This is a genomic window from Bradyrhizobium algeriense, from assembly GCF_036924595.1.
GTDB lineage: Bacteria > Pseudomonadota > Alphaproteobacteria > Rhizobiales > Xanthobacteraceae > Bradyrhizobium > Bradyrhizobium algeriense.
Genome location: NZ_JAZHRV010000001.1, coordinates 1,651,704 through 1,675,349, shown reverse-complemented (window position 1 = coordinate 1,675,349; position 23,646 = coordinate 1,651,704). Strand labels below are relative to the sequence as shown.

22 protein-coding genes are annotated in these 23,646 nt (G+C 62.2%); 7 read left to right on the top strand and 15 right to left on the bottom strand.

Going from position 1 to position 23,646, the window contains the following annotated elements; translation table 11 throughout:
• Positions 1–113 precede the first annotated feature (113 nt).
• Positions 114–422 (top strand): hypothetical protein, encoded by a 309-nt coding sequence (locus tag V1286_RS08065; RefSeq protein ID WP_334478765.1) that lies wholly within the window; start codon positions 114–116, stop codon positions 420–422.
• 18 nt (positions 423–440) lie between these two features.
• On the opposite strand, the gene V1286_RS08060 is transcribed toward V1286_RS08065, so the two are convergent.
• The 5 genes from V1286_RS08060 to V1286_RS08040 form a co-directional block, all read right to left on the bottom strand.
• On the bottom strand, positions 441–596 hold the full coding sequence (locus tag V1286_RS08060) for a hypothetical protein (protein ID WP_334478764.1): 156 nt from the start codon (positions 594–596) through the stop codon (positions 441–443).
• Between the two features lie 160 nt (positions 597–756).
• Complete coding sequence (locus tag V1286_RS08055) at positions 757–2,223, bottom strand: flavin-containing monooxygenase (RefSeq protein ID WP_334478762.1); 1,467 nt, start codon at positions 2,221–2,223, stop codon at positions 757–759.
• Positions 2,224–2,445: 222 nt separating this feature from the next.
• Complete coding sequence (gene ahcY / locus V1286_RS08050) at positions 2,446–3,873, bottom strand: adenosylhomocysteinase (protein WP_334478761.1); 1,428 nt, start codon at positions 3,871–3,873, stop codon at positions 2,446–2,448.
• A gap of 126 nt (positions 3,874–3,999) precedes the next feature.
• Positions 4,000–5,193, bottom strand: coding sequence for a methionine adenosyltransferase (metK, locus tag V1286_RS08045; protein ID WP_334478760.1), 1,194 nt, complete (start codon positions 5,191–5,193; stop codon positions 4,000–4,002).
• Between the two features lie 57 nt (positions 5,194–5,250).
• Positions 5,251–6,603 (bottom strand): hypothetical protein, encoded by a 1,353-nt coding sequence (locus V1286_RS08040; RefSeq protein WP_334489571.1) that lies wholly within the window; start codon positions 6,601–6,603, stop codon positions 5,251–5,253.
• 190 nt (positions 6,604–6,793) lie between these two features.
• Here V1286_RS08040 and V1286_RS08035 point away from each other — a divergent pair, with 190 nt between their 5' ends.
• Positions 6,794–8,536: a caspase family protein gene (locus tag V1286_RS08035; protein WP_334478759.1), complete on the top strand. Its 1,743-nt coding sequence runs from the start codon at positions 6,794–6,796 to the stop codon at positions 8,534–8,536.
• A gap of 95 nt (positions 8,537–8,631) precedes the next feature.
• Here the strand turns inward: V1286_RS08035 and V1286_RS08030 are convergent, their stop codons facing one another.
• A complete protein-coding gene (locus tag V1286_RS08030; protein WP_334478758.1) occupies positions 8,632–9,576 on the bottom strand; it encodes a LysR family transcriptional regulator in 945 nt (314 codons plus the stop codon).
• Positions 9,577–9,700: 124 nt separating this feature from the next.
• Between V1286_RS08030 and V1286_RS08025 the strand changes: the two genes are divergently transcribed.
• Positions 9,701–10,669: a Bug family tripartite tricarboxylate transporter substrate binding protein gene (locus V1286_RS08025; protein ID WP_334478757.1), complete on the top strand. Its 969-nt coding sequence runs from the start codon at positions 9,701–9,703 to the stop codon at positions 10,667–10,669.
• A 28-nt stretch (positions 10,670–10,697) separates the two neighbouring features.
• Entirely contained in the window at positions 10,698–11,729 is a 1,032-nt protein-coding gene (locus V1286_RS08020; RefSeq protein ID WP_334478756.1) for a methyltransferase, read from the top strand.
• Between the two features lie 112 nt (positions 11,730–11,841).
• Here the strand turns inward: V1286_RS08020 and V1286_RS08015 are convergent, their stop codons facing one another.
• The 7 genes from V1286_RS08015 to V1286_RS07985 all read right to left on the bottom strand — a co-directional run bounded on the left by V1286_RS08015 (position 11,842) and on the right by V1286_RS07985 (position 18,860).
• On the bottom strand, positions 11,842–13,071 hold the full coding sequence (locus tag V1286_RS08015) for a flavin-containing monooxygenase (protein WP_334478755.1): 1,230 nt from the start codon (positions 13,069–13,071) through the stop codon (positions 11,842–11,844).
• Positions 13,017–14,135: a cobalamin-independent methionine synthase II family protein gene (locus V1286_RS08010; RefSeq protein ID WP_334478754.1), complete on the bottom strand. Its 1,119-nt coding sequence runs from the start codon at positions 14,133–14,135 to the stop codon at positions 13,017–13,019. The genes V1286_RS08015 and V1286_RS08010 overlap by 55 nt, the downstream gene beginning before the upstream one ends.
• A gap of 18 nt (positions 14,136–14,153) precedes the next feature.
• Entirely contained in the window at positions 14,154–14,870 is a 717-nt protein-coding gene (locus tag V1286_RS08005; protein ID WP_334478753.1) for an ABC transporter ATP-binding protein, read from the bottom strand.
• The gene (locus V1286_RS08000; protein ID WP_334478752.1) at positions 14,863–15,615 is read right to left on the bottom strand and encodes an ABC transporter ATP-binding protein; all 753 of its coding nucleotides are present in this window, start codon (positions 15,613–15,615) and stop codon (positions 14,863–14,865) included. Before V1286_RS08000 ends, V1286_RS08005 begins: the two co-directional genes overlap by 8 nt.
• Positions 15,612–16,643 (bottom strand): branched-chain amino acid ABC transporter permease, encoded by a 1,032-nt coding sequence (locus V1286_RS07995; RefSeq protein ID WP_334478751.1) that lies wholly within the window; start codon positions 16,641–16,643, stop codon positions 15,612–15,614. Before V1286_RS07995 ends, V1286_RS08000 begins: the two co-directional genes overlap by 4 nt.
• A 7-nt stretch (positions 16,644–16,650) precedes the next feature.
• A complete protein-coding gene (locus V1286_RS07990; protein WP_334358903.1) occupies positions 16,651–17,520 on the bottom strand; it encodes a branched-chain amino acid ABC transporter permease in 870 nt (289 codons plus the stop codon).
• Positions 17,521–17,681: 161 nt separating this feature from the next.
• Entirely contained in the window at positions 17,682–18,860 is a 1,179-nt protein-coding gene (locus tag V1286_RS07985) for an ABC transporter substrate-binding protein (protein WP_417021116.1), read from the bottom strand.
• A gap of 361 nt (positions 18,861–19,221) precedes the next feature.
• Between V1286_RS07985 and V1286_RS07980 the strand changes: the two genes are divergently transcribed.
• Positions 19,222–19,500: a hypothetical protein gene (locus V1286_RS07980; protein ID WP_334478750.1), complete on the top strand. Its 279-nt coding sequence runs from the start codon at positions 19,222–19,224 to the stop codon at positions 19,498–19,500.
• Here V1286_RS07980 and purU read toward each other — a convergent pair.
• Positions 19,497–20,360 (bottom strand): formyltetrahydrofolate deformylase, encoded by an 864-nt coding sequence (gene purU / locus V1286_RS07975; RefSeq protein WP_334478748.1) that lies wholly within the window; start codon positions 20,358–20,360, stop codon positions 19,497–19,499. The genes V1286_RS07980 and purU overlap by 4 nt on opposite strands.
• Positions 20,361–20,499: 139 nt before the next feature.
• Here purU and V1286_RS07970 point away from each other — a divergent pair, with 139 nt between their 5' ends.
• Together V1286_RS07970 and plsX are read left to right on the top strand one after the other, a co-directional pair.
• The gene (locus V1286_RS07970; RefSeq protein WP_334478746.1) at positions 20,500–21,345 is read left to right on the top strand and encodes a uroporphyrinogen-III synthase; all 846 of its coding nucleotides are present in this window, start codon (positions 20,500–20,502) and stop codon (positions 21,343–21,345) included.
• Positions 21,346–21,423: 78 nt separating this feature from the next.
• The gene (plsX, locus tag V1286_RS07965) at positions 21,424–22,440 is read left to right on the top strand and encodes a phosphate acyltransferase PlsX (RefSeq protein WP_334478744.1); all 1,017 of its coding nucleotides are present in this window, start codon (positions 21,424–21,426) and stop codon (positions 22,438–22,440) included.
• A 224-nt stretch (positions 22,441–22,664) separates the two neighbouring features.
• Here plsX and V1286_RS07960 read toward each other — a convergent pair whose 3' ends face one another.
• On the bottom strand, positions 22,665–23,642 hold the full coding sequence (locus V1286_RS07960) for a Bug family tripartite tricarboxylate transporter substrate binding protein (RefSeq protein ID WP_334478743.1): 978 nt from the start codon (positions 23,640–23,642) through the stop codon (positions 22,665–22,667).
• Positions 23,643–23,646 lie beyond the last annotated feature (4 nt).

Sequence of the window (23,646 nt, the reverse complement as noted above, 5' to 3'; positions counted from 1 at the left end):
TTTCTAGAGGCATCTTAACGTAAGGCTTAGCTGTTTCAAATTGGTTACCGCTTCCTTAAGCTTGCCGTCCGGCTCCCAAATCCGGAATCGGCGCTATTATCGGGGGAGGCCTGATGAAGCGAACGCATCGAAATCGCAGGATCGGCGTGGCACTCGCGATCGCATTGCTGCTGCCGGACGCCGATTGTCTCGTCATCGAAAGGGGTAGCGCATTGTCAAAGACCGCGAACGCAGGCGATGGCCAGCAGGTTCCCTCGCGCACCACGCCGCCCGCCCGGGACCCCCAATTGGCCGTTCAGGAGGAATATCAACTGGCCCGGCAGCGCGGCACCGCACAGGCGCTGGAGCTTTTCATCGCACGGCACCCCGATAGCCCGCTCGCGGAAAAGGCGCGCGCCGACCTCGCCGCGACGAAGCGGTAGACGATCGGGCAGAACCGCCTAGCTCCGGGCCAACGCCTGCAGGCCCTTGAAGGTCAGGCGCTTGGGGTCCCTCACGCCGGCCAGATAGAATTTTCGGATGAAGGCTACGGCCGCTTCGCGGTCGCAATCGGTCAGCGCCACGATGGCATCGACGGCTATTCGCTGGGCGTCCATGGGCTTCCTCGTGCTGTCAGGGGCCACCAGCCACGCAGCGTATAGGGACGCCGGTTAATCCGGCGTTAACCGTGAGGGAACCTTGAACGATTCGCGCTTCCCTACGTATACGCGAAATAACGCATGGGGCGTCGGGACGCACCTCGCGCGGTGGAACCGCTCACGAATACTGCATCACCCCGTCGTCGACCTTGCCGTAGCGCAGGGTGACGATGTCGAGCGCATAATTCTGATACAGCCGCCACGGCCGCTTCGAGCCCTGCTTGGGCAGTTTCGCAATCGATCGCTGCACGTAACCGGAGGAGAAATCCAGCGACGGCAGTTCGGTGACGTCAGGATCGACATTATGCGGCATGCACTGCTTGTAGCCGTTGCGGTCCATGTAATTGATCAGCCGGCAGACATATTCGCAGGTCAGATCGCATTTCAGCGTCCACGACGCGTTGGTGTAGCCGAACGCGGAGGCCATGTTCGGAATGTCCGAATACATCATGCCCTTGTAGTTCAGCGTTCGCGCGAAATCGACCGTGCGGCCGTCGACGCTGACCTCGAGGCCGCCGAGCACCTGCAGGTTCAGCCCGGTCGCGGTGACAATGATGTCGGCCTCGAGCTCGCTGCCGTCCTTCAGCTTGATGCCGCCCTTGGTGAAGCTGTCGATCTCATGGGTGACGACGGAGGCGCGCTTGTCCCGGATCGACTTGAACAGGTCACCGTCAGGCACCAGGCACAGCCGCTGCTCCCACGGATTGTAGCGCGGCGTGAAATGCTTGGCGACGTCGTATTCCGGCCCCAGCGCCATCTTGACGCCACCGAGAATCAACTGCTTGGCGCGATCGGGCTTGCGGCGGCAGAGCTGGAAGAAATACATGCCGAACAGCACGTTGCGCCAGCGGATCATGTGATAGGCGAGTTTCGCGGAGAGATTCCGGCGCAGCTTGTTGGCGAGCGCATCCTCCGCCGGCCGCGCCACCACGTAAGTCGGCGAGCGCTGCAGCATGGTGACATGCGCCGCGGTCTTAGCCATTTCGGGCACCAGCGTCACGGCGGTGGCACCCGAGCCGATCACCACCACGCGCTTGCCCGCATAGTCGAGGTCTTCAGGCCATTTCTGCGGATGCACGATCCGGCCTTCGAAGTCAGCCGTGCCGGAAAATTCCGGCGTGTAGCCTTCCTCGTATTTGTAATAGCCCGAGCACATGAACAGGAAATTGCAGGTGAAGCGCACGATTTCGGTCGCGCCCTCACCCACCGTGCGCTCGGCCTCCACGGTCCAGCGCGCATCCGGCGACGACCACGACGCGCGTTTGACGCGATGGTGGAAGCGAATCTTCCTGTCGATGCCGTTGTCTACAGCGGTCTCGCAGACATAATTCAGTATCCGCGGCCCGTCCGCAATCGCCTTCGGCTCGGTCCACGGTTTGAACGAATAGCCGAGCGTATACATGTCCGAGTCGGAGCGGATGCCAGGATAGCGAAACAGATCCCAGGTGCCGCCGATGCAGTCGCGTCCCTCGAGGATGACGTAGCTCTTGCCCGGGCATTTCTCCTGCAGGTGATAGCCCGCGCCGATGCCGGACAGGCCGGCACCGACGATCAGCACGTCGAAATGTTCAGTTGCCTCGGTCATAGCGCTCTCCCTGCTGCCCGATCTAATGGGCAGCAGAGAGGAATTGCAACTCGCATTGTCAGGTCGCCGCGGCGATACAGGCTGTATCGGAATTTACGATTGAATCTCAACGATCACGGGTTGTGCGGCCAACCAGCAAAAAGCCCCGGATCGCTCCGGGGCTTGCTGAGGCTCTGGCATTTACGTCAGGACGACACCTGCAGCGGCGCACCCTGCCTGAAATCAATACCGGTAATGATCCGACTTGAACGGGCCTTCCGGCTTGACGCCGATATATTCGGCCTGGTCCTTGCGCAGCTCGGTCAGCTTGACGCCGATCTTGGCGAGATGCAGCCGGGCCACCTTCTCGTCCAGCGTCTTCGGCAGCACGTAGACCTTCTTCTCGTACTTGCCGTCCTTGTTGTTGGCCCAGAGCTCGATCTGCGCCAGCGTCTGGTTGGTGAACGACGCCGACATCACGAAGGACGGATGGCCCATGGCGTTGCCGAGGTTCACCAGGCGGCCTTCCGACAGCAGGATGATGCGGTGCTTGTCGGGGAATTCGATCTCGTCGACCTGCGGCTTGATGTTGGTCCACTTCAGGTTACGGAGCCCTGCGATCTGGATCTCGTTGTCGAAGTGACCGATGTTGCAAACGATGGCGCGATCCTTCATCGCGCGCATGTGGTCGATGGTGATGATGTCCTTGTTGCCGGTCGCGGTGACGAAGATGTCGGCGCGCGGGGCGGCGTCTTCCATGGTCACGACTTCATAGCCTTCCATCGCCGCCTGCAGCGCGCAGATCGGATCGACTTCGGAAACCATGACACGGCAGCCGGCCTGGCGCAGCGAGGCGGCCGAGCCCTTGCCGACGTCGCCGAAGCCCGCAACCATCGCGGTCTTGCCGGACATCATCACGTCGGTGCCGCGGCGGATGCCGTCGACCAGCGATTCACGGCAACCATAGAGGTTGTCGAATTTCGACTTGGTGACGCTGTCGTTGACGTTGATGGCGGGGAACAGCAGCTTGCCTTCCTTCTCCATATTGTAGAGCCGGTGCACGCCCGTGGTGGTCTCTTCGGAAACGCCTTTGATGTTCTTGGCGATCTCGGCGAAGTAGCCCTTCGGCTTTTCCTTCAGGAGCTTCTTGATCAGCGCGAAGAACACTTCCTCTTCTTCCGATTCCGGCTTGTCGAGGAACTTGACGTCGCCGTTCTCGGCGCGCAGGCCGTGATGCACCAGCATGGTGGCGTCGCCGCCGTCATCGAGGATCATGTTGGGCGTGCCGCCGCCGTGCCAGTCGAACAGCTTTGCGGTGTAGTCCCAGTATTCGGCGAGCGTTTCGCCCTTCACCGCGAACACCGGAATGCCGGCGGCGGCGATGGCGGCTGCCGCATGGTCCTGCGTCGAATAGATGTTGCACGACACCCAGCGGATATCGGCGCCGAGGGCCGCCAGCGTCTCGATCAAGACCGCGGTCTGGATCGTCATGTGCAGGGAGCCGGCGATGCGAGCGCCCTTCAACGGCTGCTTCGGGCCGTATTCCTCGCGGGTCGCCATCAGGCCGGGCATTTCGGTCTCGGCCAGCGAGATTTCCTTGCGGCCGAATTCGGCGAGCGAGATGTCCTTGACGATGTAGTCGGTAAAGGCGGGCTTGGTGGGGGCGTTCATGAGAGCTTCCTGTTGTTGAGCTCGTCATTCCGGGTCGCCCAAAAGAGGCGAACCCGGAATCTCGACATGATGGAGGGGGATTCCGGGTTCGCTCGCAGTCGCGAGCGCCCCGGAATGACGCAAGAACTAAAGCGCGCGCTTGAGCGGTTCGACCAAGTCGGTCTTCTCCCAGGAGAAGCCGCCTTCATTGTCCGGCGTGCGGCCGAAATGGCCGTAGGCCGAGGTACGCGCGTAGATCGGCCGGTTGAGATCGAGATGGGTGCGGATGCCGCGCGGCGTCAAATCCATCGCCTGCGCAGCCGCCTTCTCGAGCTTGTCCTCCGGCACCTTTCCGGTGCCATGGGTATCGATATAGATCGACAGCGGCCGCGCCACGCCGATCGCGTAGGCGAGCTGCAGCGTGCAACGATCGGCAAGACCGGCGGCGACGATGTTCTTGGCGACATAGCGTGCGGCATAGGCGGCGGAACGATCGACCTTGGTCGGGTCCTTGCCGGAGAACGCGCCGCCGCCATGCGGGGCCGCGCCGCCATAGGTATCGACAATGATCTTGCGGCCGGTGAGGCCGGAGTCACCGTCGGGGCCGCCGATGTAGAACTTTCCGGTGGGATTGATGTGCCAGATGGTCTTGCCGTTGATCCAGTCCTTCGGCAGCGCCTCGCGCACATAGGGCTCGATAATGTCGCGAACCTGATTGGAGGTCAGGTCCTCGACCAGATGCTGGTGCGAGACCACGATCTCGCGGACGCCGACAGGCTTGCCATTCTCGTACTGTACGGTGACCTGGCTCTTGGAGTCCGGACCCAGCACCTTTTCGCGGCCGGAGTGGCGGGCTTCGGAAATCAGCCGCAGGATCTTGTGGGCATAGAAGATCGGCGCCGGCATCAGATCCGGCGTCTCGTTGGTAGCGTAGCCGAACATGATGCCCTGATCGCCCGCGCCCTCTTCCTGATTGCTGGGCTGCTTGGCGTCGACGCCCTGCGCGATGTCAGCGGACTGCGGATGCAACAGGATTTCAATGTCGGCGGTCTTCCAGTGAAAACCTTCCTGCTCGTAGCCGATGTCCTTGATCGCCTCGCGCACGGTGTTTTCGATCTGCTCATTGGTGACCGAATCCGGGCCGCGGGTTTCGCCGGCGATCACCACCTTGTTGGTGGTGGCGAGCGTTTCGCAGGCCGCGCGGATCGCCCACGGATCGATGCCCGCCTTCGGACCTTCGCGGTAAAACAGGTCGACGATCTCGTCGGAAATCCGGTCGCAAACCTTGTCGGGATGACCCTCGGAAACCGACTCGCTGGTGAACAGATAGGACGCGCGCATCAACAACCCCTTGTTCCCGCCGAATGCCGGCGGCTGTTTGTGATCTATCCTGGAATGTCAGTCGCGACGGCGCGAAATGACGTAGGATTCGTCGTAAAACCAAAGCCCATTATGCTTGCGCAAAACCTCTCTGGTGGCATCGAGGGTTCGGCTGTTTTCTGTCATTTCCGTCAACCGGTCGTCTTCGATCTGGGCGACATACACCGCCGCATTCCACGCTGCAAAGGCCGTCGAGGTTCCGATCTGGCCGGTGACCTCGTTGGGCAGCGCTTCCATATCATAACGGAAGATGGAACGGTTATCGGCGTAGGCATTAAAGTTAAGGTCGCGCCCGGCCGATCCCAGCTCGTATTTCACCGCGCGCAATAGCTCATGACGGCTCACGGCGAAAGGATTTTCTCCCGGCCAGACCGATTGGATGATTTCCAGGCCCGGATCCTGCCCATGGGAGTGAATTCCGATCAAACGCCCCCCTGCCCGCAGAGCCCGGGCCAGCGGCGCGATGATCCGCTTGGCGCGGAAATTCACAGAGGATTTCGCCCGATAGGGCTGGGACGCGATCACAAGGTCGAAATTGGCCTCGGTCCGGCCCGCCCGGGGGATGATCGAATCAAGCAGGAACCGGTGGTCCTCCCGGTATACGACCAGCGCCACCGGGCGTTCATAGATCGGCATGCCCGATTTGGGGCTGATGTTGGCCCGCCAGTTTTGTTCCAGAAACGGCCCCAATTCGGCGATCTGTGTCTCGAATTCGCCCGAGGAGGCCCCCCGCAGGGCGACCTCGTGCCAGATCATTCCGGCGGCGGCCGCGGGAGAGGCCGGCGTCAGCCAGGGTGCCTCGGCATAATGCATGTTGGTCAGGACGACGACGGTCGCCGGGTGCTCGAACAGCCGGTCCGGCACCTTGTCGAGCGTCAGGCGGACGTCCTCGAGGCTCAACTCCTTGCCGGCGATGTAGAACGGCATGTGGGGGAAGCGGCCGTGCATCGAGCGCATCACCCGCGCCAGCACCGTGCCGTCGCCAACACCGGCGTCGAATACCCGCAGCGCCGGCGGGCGCGGGTGCAGGCTGGAAAGCTCCAGCGCCACCCGCTCGGCAATCACCCGCTTCTCGCTGCAGGTATGGACGAACAGCAGGTATTTCTGGCGGTTCTCGAAAAAGCGGAAATTGCCCCGCGGATCACGCTTCTCCGGCGGCACCTCGAGCCCGCGCGGCGGCGGGAGGGTGCCGGTGGACGCCGCGATATAGGCCTGGATGCGATCCAGCGTATCGATGGTGATGCGTTTGCCCTCGCGCAGCCGATGAACCAGCTTGCCGTCGTTGACCGACCGGCGGCCAAACGTCGTCTCCGCCATGTCGGAGTGGCGGCAGAAGTCGGTGATCTGGCTGAGAATTTGATCGTTCTTCATTAGGCGGGAGTATTGGGAAATATCGGTGGGCAACACGAAGTGACGGCAGCATCCTACCACGCCCTGCCCACCAAAAGAAACCCCCTACTGTCGGCGGCCGACAATGTAGCGCGGCCGGCCTTGAACCCCCGCTCCGCGGGGAGCAACAAAGCGCTATCCGCTATTCGCGACCGCCAATCACGGGGACCTGATGCGCCGCGCAATCCTGACACTTACCCTGCTCGCCGCGCTTTGGCCGGCGCCCTCCCTCGCCCAATCGCGCGCGCAACTTGGGCCGCTCTGCTCCACCGACACCACGCCGGCCGATCAGCAGATCAACGCCTGCAACAAGATCATCGCGCTGAAAGTGTTTACCGGCGAGAACCTCGCGACCATCTATTTCTGGCGCGCGGTCGGCTGGAACAAGAAAGGCGATTACACGCAGGTGATCGCGGACGCCGGCGAGGCGATCCGCCTGCACGCAAGCGTCGCCGCCTACAATCTGCGTGGCTCGGCCTATTACGACAAGGGCGACTACGACATCGCGATATCAGATTTCAACGACGCGCTGCGGATCGGGCCGCCGAGCGGCATCATCTTTCACAACCGCGGCAACGCCTGGCGCTCCAAGGGCGAATACGCCAAGGCGATCGCCGACTACGATCAAGCGATCAAGCTCGGCCCGCCGTCGGCCTTTTCCTGGCAGAACCGCGGTACCTCGAAACGCGCGCTCGGCGATCTCGATGGCGCGCTGGCCGACATCAACGAGGCGATCCGGCTCGACCCGGAATTGCCGCAGCCGTTGACCAGCCGCGCGGTGATCTGGCGCGCCAAGGGCGATCTCGATCGCGCCATCGCCGATACGACCGAAGCGATCCGGCTCGCCAAGGCCAAGGCGCCAGTCAATATCATGACGCCGCCCGGCAGTGTTCTGATCTCGGCCTATAGCCATCGCGCGCTCGCCTATGAGGCCAAGGGCGATTTCGACCGCGCCAGGCAGGATTACGCCGCGGCGCTCGAAGGCAAGCCCTCCGACGCCGGCAGCAAGGCAAACCAGGCCACCGCAAAGGTTCGCCTGTCGCTATTGTCAGAGACGGTGCCGCCGGCGCCGCGAAATACACCTGCAGCACCGGCGCCGTCCGCCAGCAAAGCCGCGCCGGCTTCGCCGGTGGGCGCAGCGAGCCCGCACCCCGCAGCCGAGCAGCGCCAGCGCGCAGAGACCGGCAGGGAAACCAGCAGGCGCGTTGCGCTGGTGATCGGCAACGGCGCCTATGCGCGTGTCAGGGCGCTACCCAATCCGACCAACGATGCGCGCGCGATGGCAAAAAGCCTGCGCGACATCGGATTCGTGGTGACCGAAGGCGCCGACCTCGACCGCACGGCGATGCAGGCGACCATCCGCGACTTCCTGCGCTATGCCGCACGGGCGCAGGTGGCGGTGGTCTACTACGCCGGTCACGGCGTACAGATCGACGGCCGCAATTACCTGGCGCCGATCGATATCCAGTTTCAGGCCGGCAGCGGCATGACGGAAGCGATGATGGACATGGATACCATCATGGCCGGCCTCGACGACCAGGTCCGGACCAACATCCTGATCCTCGATGCCTGCCGCAACAACCCGATGGCGCCGAAGCTGGCTTCTGCCGGCCCGGCCCGTGACATCGAGGCCGGATCGGGACTCGCCGTGCCGGCCGCCCTCGGCGCCGGTGCGACGTTAGGTGCGGGCACGCTGATCGCATTCGCAACGGCGCCCGGACAGGTCGCGCTCGACGGCGAAGGCGCCAACAGCCCGTTCTCGGCCGCGCTGACGCGCCACATCGGCACGCCGGGGTTAGAGGTGCAGCAGATGCTGACGCGGGTCCGCGCGGAGGTCGTCGCCGCAACCAAAGGCAAGCAGGTGCCGTGGTCGAATTCGTCGCTGCTGGGTGAGGTTTATCTGGCGGAGAAGTGAGATTGCCTCAGGCCTGAGGTGCGCCTTCCGAACTCAAGTTAGACATCGCGTGTGGTTCGAAAAGTGCCATAGGCGGACGTTCGTCGCGCAAGAAATTACGGTTCTCCAAGCGAAGTTGCGATTGCTTTGCAAACCTTACGGCTCGTCTCTTGAAAGAGCTTGAGGGCACCTGTCGGGTGACGCTTCTTCAGCGTAATGGCCGCTATTGGCCCGCCCTCTCCCAGATCGACGTCGAGCGCGCGCAACCAGGTGCCGTTACCCTGGTGCCGGAGGATATACGTTGGCAGCACCGAGATGAAATCTCCTGATGCCAGTAGGTCTACCCTCATATGGATCGAGATCGTGGTGACGATAGAACGTGGCAGTTCGAGATTCTTGCGGCGGAACACATCGGCTACGATGCGCCCCAGATACGAGTCCGGCGGTGACAGCGTCCACCGTTCTCCCATCAAGTCTTTCAAGTTCAGCTTTTTCCGCTTCACCAGCGGATTGTTTTTGTTGGCGAGGACCGTGAGCGGTGAATGGAACAGGACCTCGAAAGAAAGATCATCCGGGGTTGTTTCCGGATTCCACCGTGTCAGCACAACGTCAAGTTCGCGGTCGCGCAACTGACGGAGCGTCGTCGTCGCATCGCTGATCGTAACCTGATAGGTGATCCGAGGATACTCCGAAGATAGTTGCGCAATGATCTCGGAGACGACAACCGTTAGGGGGTCGGCTATTCCAATTCTCAGATTGCCGCGGGTGGGGTCCGCAAGCGCCTCGATGTCTTTCAAGCCCTCCCGGAGCTCATCAAAGATAACGCGACCACGCGCCACCAGAATGCGTCCGCTCTCTGTCAGTTCGACACCTCGCGAACCGCGCTCAAGCAGCGATGCTCCGACCACATGCTCCATGTCCGCAATTGCCTTCGAGATCGCCGGTTGCGACAGGGCTAACAAATTTGCGGCCTTGGCCATGCTGCCGACTTCCGCGATCGTTTGAAGCGTGTGGAGGTCCTTCAGCCTCAGGCGGCGCCCGATCCGGTCATCCCACACCATGACATTCCCTAGAGTTATAGCCCGATAGCCAAATACGACTTCTCTTTATAGCAGTTTTAGGTGATCGTGTCGTCGTGGATCCGGCCGGAGCCTACATCGCTCAACCTAATTGCGGGAGGGTTCAATGCGCTCGCTTCTACGTAGTGTTATCCTGGCCGGACTGGCGTCGATGGCTTTCCCGGCCGCGGGCTGCTTCGCTGCCGAGCAGGCTCTCAAGATCGTCTTTCCCTTCTCGGCTGGCGGCTCGGCCGACGCCGTCTCGCGGCTGGTCGCCGAGCATCTGCAAAACTCCCTCGGCAGGCCTGTTATCGTTGAGAACAAGGTCGGTGCCAGCGGCCGCATCGGCGCGCTGGCCGTGAAAGATGCGCCGCCCGACGGATCAACGCTTTTGTTTGCAGGTTCATCCCAATTGACCTTGCAACCGCACCTCTACCCGGATCTCGGCTACGATCCGGCGGCCGACTTTGTTCCGATCTCCCAGGTTGTCAGGTTTGATCAGGCGCTGGCGATCAGCAGCAACGTCCCGGCCCAATCGGTCAAGGAGCTTCTGGTTTGGCTCAAGGCCAACCCCGACAAGGCGATATATGGCTCGCCAGGGGCCGGCACTTTCCCTCATTTCGCGGGCATGGAGTTTGGCCGGCTCGGCGGCCTTGATTTTCGCCACGTCGCCTATCGCGGAACGCCGGCAGCCCTTCCGGACCTGTTGTCGGGCCGGATCGCGGTATTTGTATCATCGCCCGCAGAATTGATCGAACTCCACAAAAGCGGCAGCATCCGCATCCTGGCGACGACGGGCAGCTCACGATCCATGATCTTGCCGGATGTCCCAACGCTCAGGGAAAACGGTATCGACGTTGAAGTGCCGGGATGGTTTGCGTTCTACGCCCCGGCGCGCACGCCCGCTGAACTCATCGAGCGGCTGCAAAATGAGATCATCGCGATAATACGTCTCCCGGACGTACACACGAAAATCCTCGCGGTCGGATTTGAACCGACCGCGACGACGTCGGCTGAGCTCAAAAAGATTCAACTCGCCGATTTCGAGCGCTGGGGGCCGATTGTCAAGGCATCCGGATACAAATCGCAGCAGTAGTTTACACGTCGGACTGAGCGAGGACTACATGCCACTCCAACCACGGGCTCAAGCTGCGGCTGCACTTCGTCAGATCGCGTTCGGCTTGCGTGCGTCGCAGGCCCTTTACGTTGCAGCCAAGCTGAATGTTGCGGATCATTTGGCACAGGGGCCTCTGGATGCCGAAGAGCTGTCGAAAGCCACGGAGGTAGATGCGGCTGCGCTTGGCCGCGTGATGCGGGCTCTGTGTTCGCTCGATGTGTTTGCCGAGTCCCCTACGGGTAGGTTTTCACTGAATTCCACGGCTGAGCTGCTGCGCAGCGACGTTCCGGGTTCATACCGGGCAGCTGTGCTATTCTCTGTGGGTGAGGTGCGCTGGAGCTGTTGGTCCGATCTGCTCGGGACGGTGCGCGCCGGCGGCGGTGGAGCCGAGCGAACTCTCGGAATGAGCCTGTTCGACTTCTATGCCGCTCACCCGGAAGAATCGGAAATTCACGATCAGGCAATGCGGGCCACATCTGCTGCACAGGTAACAGCAATTGTTGGCGCTTTTGATTTCTCACAGGCCGGTGTCGTAGTCGATGTTGGAGGTGGCACGGGCGAATTGCTGGCGGCAGTGCTAACGGCCAATTCCTTGCTGAGAGGAATCCTATTCGATCTGCCGCATGTGGTTGCGCATGCGCGAAGTGTCTTCACCGACAATGGGGTGATGGATCGGGCACAGACCATGGGTGGTAGTTTTTTCGAGAGTGTTCCTGCTGGGGGCAACACTTACCTCTTGAAAACGGTGATCCACGATTGGGACGACATGCGCGCAACGGCGATCCTTGCCAACTGCAGGAGGGCCATGACCGCCGGAGCTAAGCTGCTAATTATCGAGCGAGAGCTGCCCGAGGTCGGAGAGCCCGGGCAAACGGCCGAAGCGCTTTTGCTTGACCTCGAGATGTTGGTGATGACGCCGGGAGGTCGGGAGCGTACTCGCAGCGAATTTGCAAGGCTCCTGTCCGAGACTCAATTCAAGCTCGCGAGGGTTGTACCGACCACGTCTCCAGTTAGCATTTTTGAGGCCGACGCAGTCTAGACACCCTGACAATCTCGTTGCAAACCTCGCGCGTTACATACGGCGAGATCGCGAAGCCATGCCGTGGTCGAACTCGTCGCTGCCCGGCGAGGTCTATCTGGCGGAGAAGTGATCAGGCCGCACGCGCCACATAAGTCTTCGCCGCCTGCGCGATCCGCTGTGCCTCGATGCCGATTTCGCGCAACTGCCCGGTCGGCACCGTGATCTGGCCGCAGAAGTAGAGTCCCGGCGCATTGGTCGCCCCGCCCGTGACCAGCGGCATGCCATGGTCATCGAACACGCCCTCGACATCAGGCACCAGCCGGCGCAGATCGGGACGGAAGCCGGTTGCGAGAATGACGGCGTGGAATTCCTCGGCGCTTGCATCGGTGAATACGGCACCGTTGGCCGTGAAGTGATCGACACCGCCGCGCACCTTGATCGCGCCGTCCCTGATTTTGGCGAGCGTGCCGATATCGATCAGAGGCACGCGTCCGTCCTCTTCGATCATCTGGCGCGGTCCCTTCGCGGCACGCCGCAGCCCGAGCTTCTCGAAATTTCCCACCGCCAGCCGCAGCACCGGCGCATTGATAAAATCGACGAGACGCGCGGGCAGCCGCCGGTACAGGATCGCCCACGACAGAATCGGAAAGCCGAGCAGATCGCGCGGAATGATCTGGACCGGACTGCGAACGGCCAAGGCGACATCGACGCCGCTGTTGGCGAGATCGAGCGCGATCTCGCCGCCGGAATTGCCGAAGCCGATGACGAGCACGCGCTGGCCGGAATACGTCTCGGGATTTCGATAGCGGCTGCTATGAATAACGGCGCCCGAATAGATATCCAATCCCGGCCAGGACGGACGGTGGGGCGCGTCCGCAATGCCGGTCGCCACCACCACGACCGGCGCCGAAATCGCATCAAGTGACGTGTCGGCAAGCCATCGCGCGCCATCACGCCGCAGCCGCGCCACCTTGGTGTTGAAAACCGGCTTGATCTGAAAGCGGGCGGCGTAGCTTTCGAGGTAGGAGACCATCTGCGCTCGCGACGGATAGGCCGGATAGTCCGGCGGCATCGGCATCCCGGGCAGGCCGGAATGGTTGCGGTCGGTGTGCAGGTGAAGCCGGTCGTAATGCCGCCGCCATACCGCGCCGACCTGGCCGGCCTTCTCCAGCACCATGACGTCAAGCCCCGCCGCGCGCATCGTCACGGCGCAAGCCAGCCCCGCGGGGCCCGCACCGATAATGATGACGTCACGGGTTGGCGTTACGAAATCCCTCCCGCCGTCGCGCAACGATGGAGAAGCGCTTACTTCCCCCACACCTCGTTCGCGACTTCCACCGCTAGGCTGAGCTTGGCCCATTGCTCTTCCTCGGACAGGATGTTGCCTTCCTCGGTCGAGGCAAATCCGCATTGCGGCGACACTGCGAGCTGGTCGAGCGGCGCGAATTTGGCGGCCTCTTCGAGGCGGCGCTTGATGTCGTCCTTCTTCTCCAGTTCGCCGAATTTCGACGTAATGACGCCGACCACGACCACCTTGTTGCCCTTCGGCAAATAGCGCAGCGGCTCGAAGCCACCGGCGCGGTCGGAATCATATTCGAGGAAATAGCCGTCGTAATTGGTGCCGGCCAGCATGGTCTCGGCCACCGGCTCGTAGCCGCCGGACGAGATCCAGGTCGAGCGGAAATTGCCGCGGCAGACATGCGTGGTGACCACCATGTCGGCCGGACGCTCGGCCAGCGCATAATTGATGACGCGCGCGTAGATTTCCTGCAGGCCATCGGGATTGTCGCCGCGCTCGCGCGCCTTCTGCAACTCTTCCTGCGAGCAGAGATAGGCCCACACGGTGTCGTCGAACTGCAGGTAGCGGCAGCCGGCGTCGTAGAATGCCTTCACCGCCTTGCGATAGGTCTTGCCGAGATCGAGAAAGAACTCCTCCAGATCAGGATAGACCTCCTTCGAGATCGACTTGCGGCCGCCACGGAAATGCAGCACGGCGGGCGACGGGATCGTCATCTTCGCCGTGACGTGCGCGGTGTCGGCATGCTTCTTCAGGAAGCGGAAATGATCCAGCATCGGATGGTCGTCCGGGAAATCGAGCTTGCCGATCACGCGGACGGCGTCATGGCGGGTCTCGACGCCCGCGAACTGAATACCGGTCTCGGGGTGGAAGAGCTCGCAGCCGGTGAGCTTGGCCAGAAAATCGAAATGCCACCAGGAGCGGCGGAACTCGCCGTCGGTCGCGAGCTTCAGGCCGATGGAAGCCTGCTTGTGCACGACCTTTTCGATCTCGAGGTCCTCGGCCTTGCGCAAATCCTCCGCCGTGATCTCGCCCTTCTCCAGCTTGGCACGCGCTTCCTTGATGCGCGGTGGCCGCAACAGGCTGCCGACCTCGTCGGCGCGGAACGGGGGCTTTGTTCTCTGCATGGTCTTCACTCCCTAAATCTAGTGCGCGGCGGCGCCGGCGACGCCGAGATAGCGTTCGAGCACCGCGGGATCGGCCTTCAACGCGTGGCTTGGCGCATCATGCACGATTGCGCCGCGTTCCAATATCACAACCCGATCGGCCAGCCCCAGAATCTTTTGCGCATTCTGCTCGACGATGATCGAACAGATGCCCCCCGAACGGGTGATGGTGCCGAGCGCCCGGAGCAGTTCCTCGACAATGATCGGCGCCAGGCCCTCGGTCGGCTCGTCGAGCAGCAAAACCTTGGGATTGAGGGTCAGCGCGCGGCCGATCGCCAGCATCTGCTGCTCGCCGCCGGAGAGCTGGTTGCCGAAATTGCTGCGGCGTTCCTTCAGCCGCGGAAACATTTCGTAAACCTTGTCCACGGTCCAGGGGCCGGGCTGGGCCACCGCGGTCATGTTTTCCTCGACCGTCAGCGAGCGGAAAATATTGCGCTCCTGCGGCACCCAGCCGATCCCCGCCCGCGCCCGCTGGTCCGGCCGCATCGCCGTGATGTCCACCCCGCCAAGCGCAAGGTTTCCGCCGAAGCGGCGGGTGATGCCGACGATCGAATTGATCAGCGTGGTTTTGCCGGTGCCGTTGCGGCCGAGCAGCGCCAGCACCTGGCCTTCGCCCAGCGTCAGCGACATCGAGGGCAGCACGACCGCCTCGCCGTAGCCGGCGCGCAAGGCATCGATGGCGAGAAGATCAGACATCGGCGGCCTCACCGAGATAGACCGCCTTAACCTGCGGATCCCTGGCCACCTCGTCGGGCGGTCCCTCCACCAGCATGGCGCCGTTGACGAGGACGGAAATGCGGTCGGCGAACGAGAACACCAGATCCATGTCGTGTTCGATCAGCAGCACGGTGACGTCGCGCGGCAGCGCGGCGACCGCCGCCAGGATATCGTGGCGTTCGCTCTCGGGTACGCCGGCGGCGGGCTCGTCGAGCAGCAGCACGCGGGGCTTGGTCGCGATCGCGACCGCGATTTCGAGCAGACGCTGTTTGCCGTAAGGAAGCGTCGCGGTCAGTTCGTTCATCACGTCGAGCAGATGAAAGCGCCCGAGCGTTTCTGCTATCTCCTCGTTGACATCGGCGCGCGTGCCCATCCGCCGCCACCAGTCGCCGCCGCGGCCGAGCCGTTCTGAAACCGCAAGCCCGATCGTCTCGAGTGGGGTCAGGTCGGCATAGAGCTGATTGATCTGGAAGGTGCGCGACAGCCCGCGCAGCACCCGGGCGTGGACCGGCAGATCGGTGATGTCGTTGCCTTCGAGCAGGATCCGCCCTCCATTGGGCTTGAGCACGCCAGTCAGGAGATTGATGACGGTGGTCTTGCCGGCGCCGTTCGGCCCGATCAGGGCGTGGCGGGCGCCCTGCTCCACCTGCAGCGACAGATCGCGCGTAACCTTCAAGCCGCCGAAGGATTTCTCCAGTCCCTTGGTTTCCAGCGCGATCGTCATGGCGCATCGCTTTCGGGAACGGCCACGACGGCCTTGCGGCCGAAGACCTGGCGGATCAACAGGTTCGGTCCCCAAAGCACCCAGCGATGGATGCGCTCGCGGCCCACCAGCACGATCACGACCAGAACGAGCCCGATCCAGAACATCCAGTATTGCGGCGTAATGGTCTGGAACAGCTCCTGCAGCATCTTGAACACGACCGCGCCGATCAGCCCGCCATAGAGATAGCCGGTGCCGCCGATGACGAGCACCAGCATCAGATCGGCTGAGCGCTCGAACGCGAACACGTCGAGCGAGGCCAATGCCGTGGTCTGGGTAAACAGCGCCCCTGCGATGCCGGCATAGAACGCCGCCACTGTATAGATTGCGATCAGGCGGCGGTTGACGGGTACGCCGATCGCGGACGCCCGCAGCGGATTGTTCTTGATCGCGCGCAGCGACAGGCCGAACGGTGAGTTCACGATCCGCCGCGCCAGCAGAAACAGCAGGAACAGCACGATCAGCGAGTAGAAGAAGCCGGTCTTGCCGAACATGTCGAACGCAAACAGGCCGAGGATCGGCTGCATCTCGATGCCCTGCAGCCCGTCGGTGCCGCCGGTGATGTTGGAGAACCGTTCCGCCAGCGCCTCCAGCAGCAGCGCGATGCCAAGCGTCACCATCAGCCGGGTCAGGTCGACGCCGCGGATGACGAGGAAACTCGTGAGAAAGCCGAGCACGGTCGCGATCAGGCCGGCCGCGACAAGCGCGATCACCGGCTCGTTGATGATGCCGTGCAGAGCCAATAGCCCCGCCGAATAGGCCCCGACGCCGAAGAAGGCGGCGTGCCCCAGCGAGACGATGCCGGCATAGCCGAGGATCAGATCGAGCGACAGCGTGAACAACGCCAGCCGCACGATGTCGGTCATGATCAGATAGCGGGAGGGAAACAGGAACGCGCAGGATGCCGCGAGAATCCAGAATGCGATTTCGGCGGGGCGCCAGCGGGCGCGGGCGATGGCATGGGATGAGACGTCGGTTACTGCGGTCATCGCGGGCTCATCGCGTGGCGGTGCGGCCGAACAGGCCGTTCGGACGCCAGATCAGGATCACGATCATGATGGTGTAGATGACGAACGGGCCCATCTTGGGCACGTAGTACTTGCCGGCGACGTCGCCGATGCCGAGCAATAGCGACGCGAGGAACGGCCCGGTGATGCTGGAGGAGCCGCCGACGGTGACCACGATCAAAAAGTAGATCATGAATTTTAGCGGAAAATACGGATCAAGCCCGAGGATCTCGGCGCTGAGCGCCCCGCCGAGGCCGGCAAGGCCGCAGCCGAAAGCGAAGGTGAAGGCAAAGACCTGCGGCACGTTGATGCCGAGGCCGCTTGCCGCGCGGGGATCGTCGACGGCCGCGCGCAGGCGGCTGCCGAAGCGGGTCTTCGCCAGGATCAATTGCAGCGCCACTGTGAGCAGGCCGCAGATCACGATGATCATCAGCCGGTAGCGGCCGATGCCGACGCCGAAGAAATCAAACTGGCCCTCGAGCGCCGCCGGCAGCTTGATGAAGATCCGCGACGATCCCATGATGTAGTCGACCGCCGCCACCGACATAAAGGTCAGGCCGATCGTGAACAGCACCTGATCGAGATGGCTGCGGGTGTAGAGGTGGCGGTAGAGCGTTCGCTCCAATAACACACCTATCGCGGCGGCCGAGACAAAGGCGAGCGGAAGCGCCGTGAAGAACGGCCAGCCGGAATTGTTGACCAATACCGCGCAGATATAGCCGCCGGTCATGGCGAAGGCGCCATGGGCAAGGTTGACGAAATTCATCAGCCCCAGCGTCACCGCCAGCCCGCAAGCGAGCACGAACAGCAGCATGCCGTAGGCGACACCGTCGAACAGGATGGTGAAGAGCGTGGTCATGGATAAGGTTGAGCCTCTACGTGGGACTCGTCATTCCGGGATGGTCCGAAGGACCAGACCCCAGGTGCGCAATTGCGCACCGGGGAATCTCGAGATCCTCAGGTGCGCAATTGCGCACCATAGTTCGCGCTGACGCACGCCCCGGGATGACGGCTTCGCCGTCACTTCTTCGTCTTGCCGGAATCCTTCACCGCCTCGAAGGTCGCGAATTCGACGTTGTAGAGTTCGCCGTCGACCTTCTCGACCTTGCGGATGTAGATGTTCTGCACGATGTCGCGGGTTTCCGGATCGATCGAGATCGGGCCGCGCGGGCTTTCCCACTTCATGCCCTTCATCGCCGCGATCAGCGCATCGCCGTCGGTCTTGCCGCCGGTCTTCTTTAGCGCCTCGTAGATCAGGCGGATGCCGTCATAGCCGCCGACCGCCATGAAGCCCGGGCGCGAGCCGAAGGCCTTCTTGTAGGCGGCGACGAATTCCTTATTTGCCGCCGAGGGATGCGCCGCAGAATAGAGATGCGCGGTGACGGTGCCGAGCGCCGCATCGCCCATGCCGTTGAGCAGATCGTCGTCCATCACGTCGCCGGGACCGATCACCTTGATGCCCGACTTGTCGAGCCCGCGCTCGGCATACTGCTTCATGAAGTTGCCGCCCTGTCCCGCCGGCACGAACACGAACACGGCGTCAGGCTTGGAATCCTTCATGCGCTGCAGGAACGGAGCAAAATCAGGGTTTTGCAGCGGCACCTTCACCTCTTCCACGATCTCGCCGCCACCGGCGGTGAAGTTCTGCTTGAAGAAGTTCAAGGCGTCGTTGCCGGGCGCATAGTCGGAGGTCAGCGTCGCCACCTTCTTGATGCCGTTCTTGGCGGCCCAGTCACCGATGATGGTCGACGACTGCGCCAGCGTGAAGGAGGTGCGCACGATATAGGGCGAACGCTCGGTGATGATCGAGGTGCCCGCCGCCATCACGATTTCCGGAACCTTGGCCTGCGTCGCCAGCGGCGCCGCCGCGAGTGCAGCGGGCGTCACGCCAAAACCCGCGATGAAATTGACCTTGTCGTTGACGATCAGTTCCTGCGCGAGGCGCTTGGTGTTGTCGGGAACCGCCGCGTCGTCCTTCAGGATGACTTCGATCTTCTTGCCGGCGACGGTATCGCCGTTCTGCTGCATGTAGAGCTTGACCGCGTTGTCGATCTGCTTGCCGGTCGATGCCTGGCCGCCGGTCATCGGCAGGATCAGGCCGATCTTGACGGTCTCCTGGGCGTGAGCCGGCGCGAACGCCAGCATTGCCGCGACGGCGCCTGTGGCCAGCAACATGTGACTGCGAATAGACATGAACATTTCCCCCTGATCGGCCTTGTGTCCTCGAACCGAGTCCCCGGCCCTTGATCTCCACCATAACCCAGATTTTTCGGCCGGGTAGCGCGGCAACATGGCGTCCTTGGCCGCCCTTTTGTCAATCGGACCATTGGCGAGCCGCGGCGAAAGTTGCCGGGGCAACGGGAACTGTCGTGAAAATACGCGACGGTATTATAATATGATCCGATATTGCTGCCCGACGTCTCCCAAGCGCGATCACCTCTTTGTACGATTGTACAAATGAAATGGTCCTGTCAACAAAGAAGCGGCCTTGCTGGCTTCCTGAAGGGCAGCGCCGCCCTAAATCCATCATCCTTAAAGGGTCAGACTGTACCTTCTGCCAATGCCGACCAGCGCGCGCCATATTGTCACGATCATCACCGTTGCCCTCGCGGGCTGCGGCATGGTCGGTTGCGGAACGATCAACGAGAAGCTGGCCGCCGGAGTGAGCGACGCCATTCCGGCGGCGATCGGCGGCATGCCCGCGGACGCGCCGCCGCGTCCCGGGACCGCGAAATACGACGAGTACATGCGGGAGCGCGAGCGAAAGCGCCTGCTGCCGGCATCCGAACGGGGCGAGGAAGCAAAGCCCGCGCCCTCATCGCAGGACGCAGCTCGCTAATCCATGAACACTACGGTCTTGCGGCCATTGAGGATCACGCGATCCTCGAGATGATGGCGCATGGCGCGCGCCAGCACGCGGCGCTCGATGTCGCGGCCCTTGCGCGAGAGATCTTCCGGCGTATCGCGGTGGCTGATGCGCTCGACGTCCTGGTCGATGATCGGGCCTTCGTCGAGGTCGCGCGTGACGTAATGCGCGGTGGCGCCGATCAGCTTGACGCCGCGCTCATGCGCCTGGTGATAGGGCCGCGCGCCCTTGAAGCCCGGCAGGAACGAGTGGTGGATGTTGATACAGCGCCCCGACAATTTTGCCGACATCTCGTCCGACAGTATCTGCATGTAGCGCGCCAGCACCACGAGATCGGTCTTGGTGTCCTGAACCAGTTTCCAAACCGCCTCTTCCTGCTCGCGCCTGGTTTCCTTCGTCACCGGCATGTAGTGGAACGGGATCTCGCCGAAATCGAGATTGCCGTAGGTCTCGCGCGGGTGGTTGGAAACAACAGCGGTTGGGATCATCTCGAGTTCGCCGGTGCGCCAGCGATAGAGGATATCGACCAAGCAATGATCGGACTTGGAGACCAGCAGCATCACCCGGCGGCGGCTGGCGCGGTCGCGCATTTGCCAGTCCATGGCAAAGCGGTCGGCGATCGCGGTGAAGCCGGTTTGCAGGGCCGTCAATTCGACCGCGAGATCGGCCGCGGTGAACACCACCCGCATGAAGAATTTTCCGGTTTCGATGTCGTCGAACTGCTGGGCGTCCAGGATGTTCTGTCCGTTATGGGCGAGAAAGGTCGACACCGCGGAAACGATGCCGGGGCGATCCGGGCAGGACAGGGTCAGGACGAACTGGTGATCGGGCATGGCGAAGCTGACTACAATTCAGGCAAAAGGGTGAAGCTGCGATGGCGGCCCTGCTCTATCACCGCGCATACGCTTGCGCCAATCCCGAAACCGGGGGCAGGATGAACAAAGCGCGAAGCAAAAGCGTTGGAGCGAGATCATGGCAGACAGATTGAACGGTTACCGCATCCTGATCCTGGAAACGCGCGAGGAAGCGCAGTTTTCCCGCCTGCTCACCGAGCAGGGCGCCGACGTGCTGCAATGTCCGATGTTCACCATCCACGACGCGCCGGACCCGGCGCCGGTCGAAGCCTGGATCGGGCGGTGCATTGAAAGGCCCTTCGACGACGTCGTGCTGATGACGGGCGAAGGCCTGCGCCGGCTGATGAAGGTCGTCCGGCGCATGGGCGTCGAACAGGAATTCATTGCCGCCCTCAGCAACGCACGCAAATTCGCCCGTGGCCCCAAGCCGGGCAAGGCGCTGCGCGAAATCGGGCTGGAACCGCAGATGACGACGGAAAAGCCGACCTCCGAAGGCGTCGCCGAGATGCTGTCGCGCCTCGATCTTGGCGGCCATCGCCTCGGCCTGCAGCTCTACCCGGACAAGGATCACAGCGTCCTGATCGGCGCGATCAAGGCGCAAGGCGCCGAGGTCGATACCGTGCTGCCCTATGTCTATGATGCGCAGGCCGCCGACGCCAACATCATCGCCGCGATCGACGAGATGGCGGCAGGCCGCATCGACGCGATCGCGCTGACCAATCTCGGCCAGGTGCGCCGTCTCATCGAGGTGGCGCGGGCGCGCGGTTGCGAGGATCGGCTGCGCGACGGGCTCGACCGCACGCCAATCGCCTCGGTCGGACCGGCGGTATCCGATGAACTCAAATCCCACGGCCTGCGCACCGATATCTATCCGGCGGAGGACGCCTTCTTCATGCGGCCGCTGATCTCGGCGATGGCGGCGGCGCTCGGCAAAAATCCGCCGCGCACGGTGGCGAGAAGCTAGGACTTGTCTTCCAGGTGCAAACTGGTCTCACTCGCGCTATAGACAGCTAGCGGGACTTAACGCAATTTGGACGGACCGATGCCTGAAAAGATCCGTATAGCGCTCGATTGCATGGGCGGGGATTTTGGGGCGCCCGTTGCTTTAGCTGGAGCGGAGCTGTCACTTAAGCGCTTGTCAAATGTGGAATTCTTGGCGTTCGGCGACCTTGCTACGGTAGAACCGCTGATAACAACGCGACCACAGCTTCATCGCCTTACGCGGATCGTACATTCCGAAGTTGTCATCAGGATGGACCAGAAACCGGCCGAGGCTCTCCGTCATGGTCGCTCAAAATCCTCAATGGCGCTCGCAATCGACGCGATCAAAAGAAAGGAAGCAGATTTTGCGATCTCGGCCGGAAACACGGGAGCGCTGATGGCGTTGGCCAAAATCAAACTTCGCACAACGGATGGCATCGCCAGGCCGGCGCTGGCCGCATTGTGGCCTTCCCTAAAAGGGGAAACTGTCGTTCTCGATCTCGGCGCTTCCATCGGAGCTGACGCCGAGCATCTCTTCAATCTTGCGGTTATGGGCGGTGCCATGGCTCGCACGGCGCTGAAGATCGATAGGCCGACCGTCGGGATGTTGGGTTCCTACTTCAGCCAGTTCGACCGGCAGCACCACGCGTACGCCGCGGATCAATTGTTGCGGGATACTCAACTACCGGGTCTAAACTACATCGGCTTTGTTGAGGGTTGTGATATCGGGTCAGGTCGAGTTGATGTCGTCGTGACCGAAGCGTTTGCTGGGAATGTTGCACTGAAGTCAGCGGAGGGAACAGCACGTTTGATCCAGAAGTCCTTGCAAGGTGCAATGCGATCATCATGGAGCTCGCGTGTCGGCTACCTATTGGCAAGAGGTAGCTTTTCAATGCTGCGAACCAAGCTGCGTCCTCCAAACGGGGCTATGTTTCTCGGATTGAATGGTACCGTGATCAAGAGCCATGGGAGCGCAGATGCCGCAAGCTTCGCTGACGCGATCGCTTTCGGTTGCAAGATGGTGCGTGCTGGGGTGCATTCGAGTATTCAGCAGTTAATCCAACCGGTACCGGTCTAAATGCTTACCAAGCCAACTCATATTATACGGTTCGAGTTGCTAAGCCCGAGGAGCATAGTGAGCTACCGCGTAGAATGGCCTCAACGAGACGAATGAAGGGCTCGCTTGCCCCCGTTCGTGAGTCCGAAGGTGGCCCAAATGCGAAGTGGCGCAACGTCCGACTCTAGTCCGGAATGCGCACCAAAGCAGACCTTCTCCGACCACTGAATTTATCGGTTCATGCCCTAATCCACCTTGGCGCCGGCGAACTTGACCACCTTGCTCCATTTCTCGGTTTCGTCCGCCACCAGCTTGCCGAAGTCGGAGGCCGAACCCGGCAACAGGATCGCGCCGATCTCGGCGAAGCGAGCCTTGGCCTTCGGATCGGCGAGGATTTCATTGACGGCCTTGTTGAGCCGGTCGACGATTTCAGGCGGCGTGCCTTTCGGCGCCGCGAGGCCATACCAGGCGCTGGCCTCGTAGCCGGGCAGGAAATCGGCGACCGGCGGCAAATCCGGCAGCACTTCCGATCGTGTCGTGCTGGTGATCGCAAGGCCGCGCAGCTTGCCGGATTTGACGTGCTCGGCGCAGGTCGGAAGATTGTCGAACATCACCTGCATCTGCCCGGAAAGCATGTCGGTAAGCGCCGGCGCGCCGCCACGGTAGGGCACATGCTGCATGTTGATCCCGGTCAGCATCTTGAACAGTTCGCCTGACATGTGGATCGTCGATCCGTTGCCTGATGACGCCATGTTGAGCTTGCCCGGGTTGGCCTTGGCGTAGGCGATCAATTCGGGGATCGACTTGATCGGCAAAGAGGGATGGACGACCACGACGTTGGGAAAGCGAATGATGCCCGCGATCGGCTCCATCTCCTTCATGAAATCGAAGGGCAGCTTGTCGTAAAGCGTGGCATTGATGGCGTTAGCCGGCGCGACCAGCAGCAGCGTGTAGCCATCAGGCGTGGCGCGCAGCACGGACTCGGTGGCGATATTGGTGCCGCCGCCCGGCCGGTTTTCGATGACGAAGGACTGTCCGAGCTTTTCCGACAGCCACTGCCCCATCAGCCGCGCCGTGAGGTCCGCCGAGCCGCCCGGCGTATAGCCGATGACGAGGCGAACCGGCCGCGCGGGATAGGCCTGCGCGCTCGCGTTTCCAGATGCGAACGGAAGCGCAGCCGCACCGGCTGCGAGTTGCAGGAATTGACGACGCTGAAATTTCATTATG

Bases quoted from the DNA above. Each gene is read 5' to 3' on its own strand.
- V1286_RS08065 (WP_334478765.1), top strand. From the start codon at position 114: ATGAAGCGAACGCATCGAAATCGCAGGATCGGCGTGGCACTCGCGATC.
- V1286_RS08060 (WP_334478764.1), bottom strand. From the start codon at position 596: ATGGACGCCCAGCGAATAGCCGTCGATGCCATCGTGGCGCTGACCGAT.
- V1286_RS08055 (WP_334478762.1), bottom strand. From the start codon at position 2,223: ATGACCGAGGCAACTGAACATTTCGACGTGCTGATCGTCGGTGCCGGC.
- ahcY (WP_334478761.1), bottom strand. From the start codon at position 3,873: ATGAACGCCCCCACCAAGCCCGCCTTTACCGACTACATCGTCAAGGAC.
- metK (WP_334478760.1), bottom strand. From the start codon at position 5,193: ATGCGCGCGTCCTATCTGTTCACCAGCGAGTCGGTTTCCGAGGGTCAT.
- V1286_RS08040 (WP_334489571.1), bottom strand. From the start codon at position 6,603: ATGAAGAACGATCAAATTCTCAGCCAGATCACCGACTTCTGCCGCCAC.
- V1286_RS08035 (WP_334478759.1), top strand. From the start codon at position 6,794: ATGCGCCGCGCAATCCTGACACTTACCCTGCTCGCCGCGCTTTGGCCG.
- V1286_RS08030 (WP_334478758.1), bottom strand. From the start codon at position 9,576: ATGGTGTGGGATGACCGGATCGGGCGCCGCCTGAGGCTGAAGGACCTC.
- V1286_RS08025 (WP_334478757.1), top strand. From the start codon at position 9,701: ATGCGCTCGCTTCTACGTAGTGTTATCCTGGCCGGACTGGCGTCGATG.
- V1286_RS08020 (WP_334478756.1), top strand. From the start codon at position 10,698: ATGCCACTCCAACCACGGGCTCAAGCTGCGGCTGCACTTCGTCAGATC.
- V1286_RS08015 (WP_334478755.1), bottom strand. From the start codon at position 13,071: ATGGGCCAAGCTCAGCCTAGCGGTGGAAGTCGCGAACGAGGTGTGGGG.
- V1286_RS08010 (WP_334478754.1), bottom strand. From the start codon at position 14,135: ATGCAGAGAACAAAGCCCCCGTTCCGCGCCGACGAGGTCGGCAGCCTG.
- V1286_RS08005 (WP_334478753.1), bottom strand. From the start codon at position 14,870: ATGTCTGATCTTCTCGCCATCGATGCCTTGCGCGCCGGCTACGGCGAG.
- V1286_RS08000 (WP_334478752.1), bottom strand. From the start codon at position 15,615: ATGACGATCGCGCTGGAAACCAAGGGACTGGAGAAATCCTTCGGCGGC.
- V1286_RS07995 (WP_334478751.1), bottom strand. From the start codon at position 16,643: ATGACCGCAGTAACCGACGTCTCATCCCATGCCATCGCCCGCGCCCGC.
- V1286_RS07990 (WP_334358903.1), bottom strand. From the start codon at position 17,520: ATGACCACGCTCTTCACCATCCTGTTCGACGGTGTCGCCTACGGCATG.
- V1286_RS07985 (WP_417021116.1), bottom strand. From the start codon at position 18,860: ATGTTCATGTCTATTCGCAGTCACATGTTGCTGGCCACAGGCGCCGTC.
- V1286_RS07980 (WP_334478750.1), top strand. From the start codon at position 19,222: ATGCCGACCAGCGCGCGCCATATTGTCACGATCATCACCGTTGCCCTC.
- purU (WP_334478748.1), bottom strand. From the start codon at position 20,360: ATGCCCGATCACCAGTTCGTCCTGACCCTGTCCTGCCCGGATCGCCCC.
- V1286_RS07970 (WP_334478746.1), top strand. From the start codon at position 20,500: ATGGCAGACAGATTGAACGGTTACCGCATCCTGATCCTGGAAACGCGC.
- plsX (WP_334478744.1), top strand. From the start codon at position 21,424: ATGCCTGAAAAGATCCGTATAGCGCTCGATTGCATGGGCGGGGATTTT.
- V1286_RS07960 (WP_334478743.1), bottom strand. From the start codon at position 23,642: ATGAAATTTCAGCGTCGTCAATTCCTGCAACTCGCAGCCGGTGCGGCT.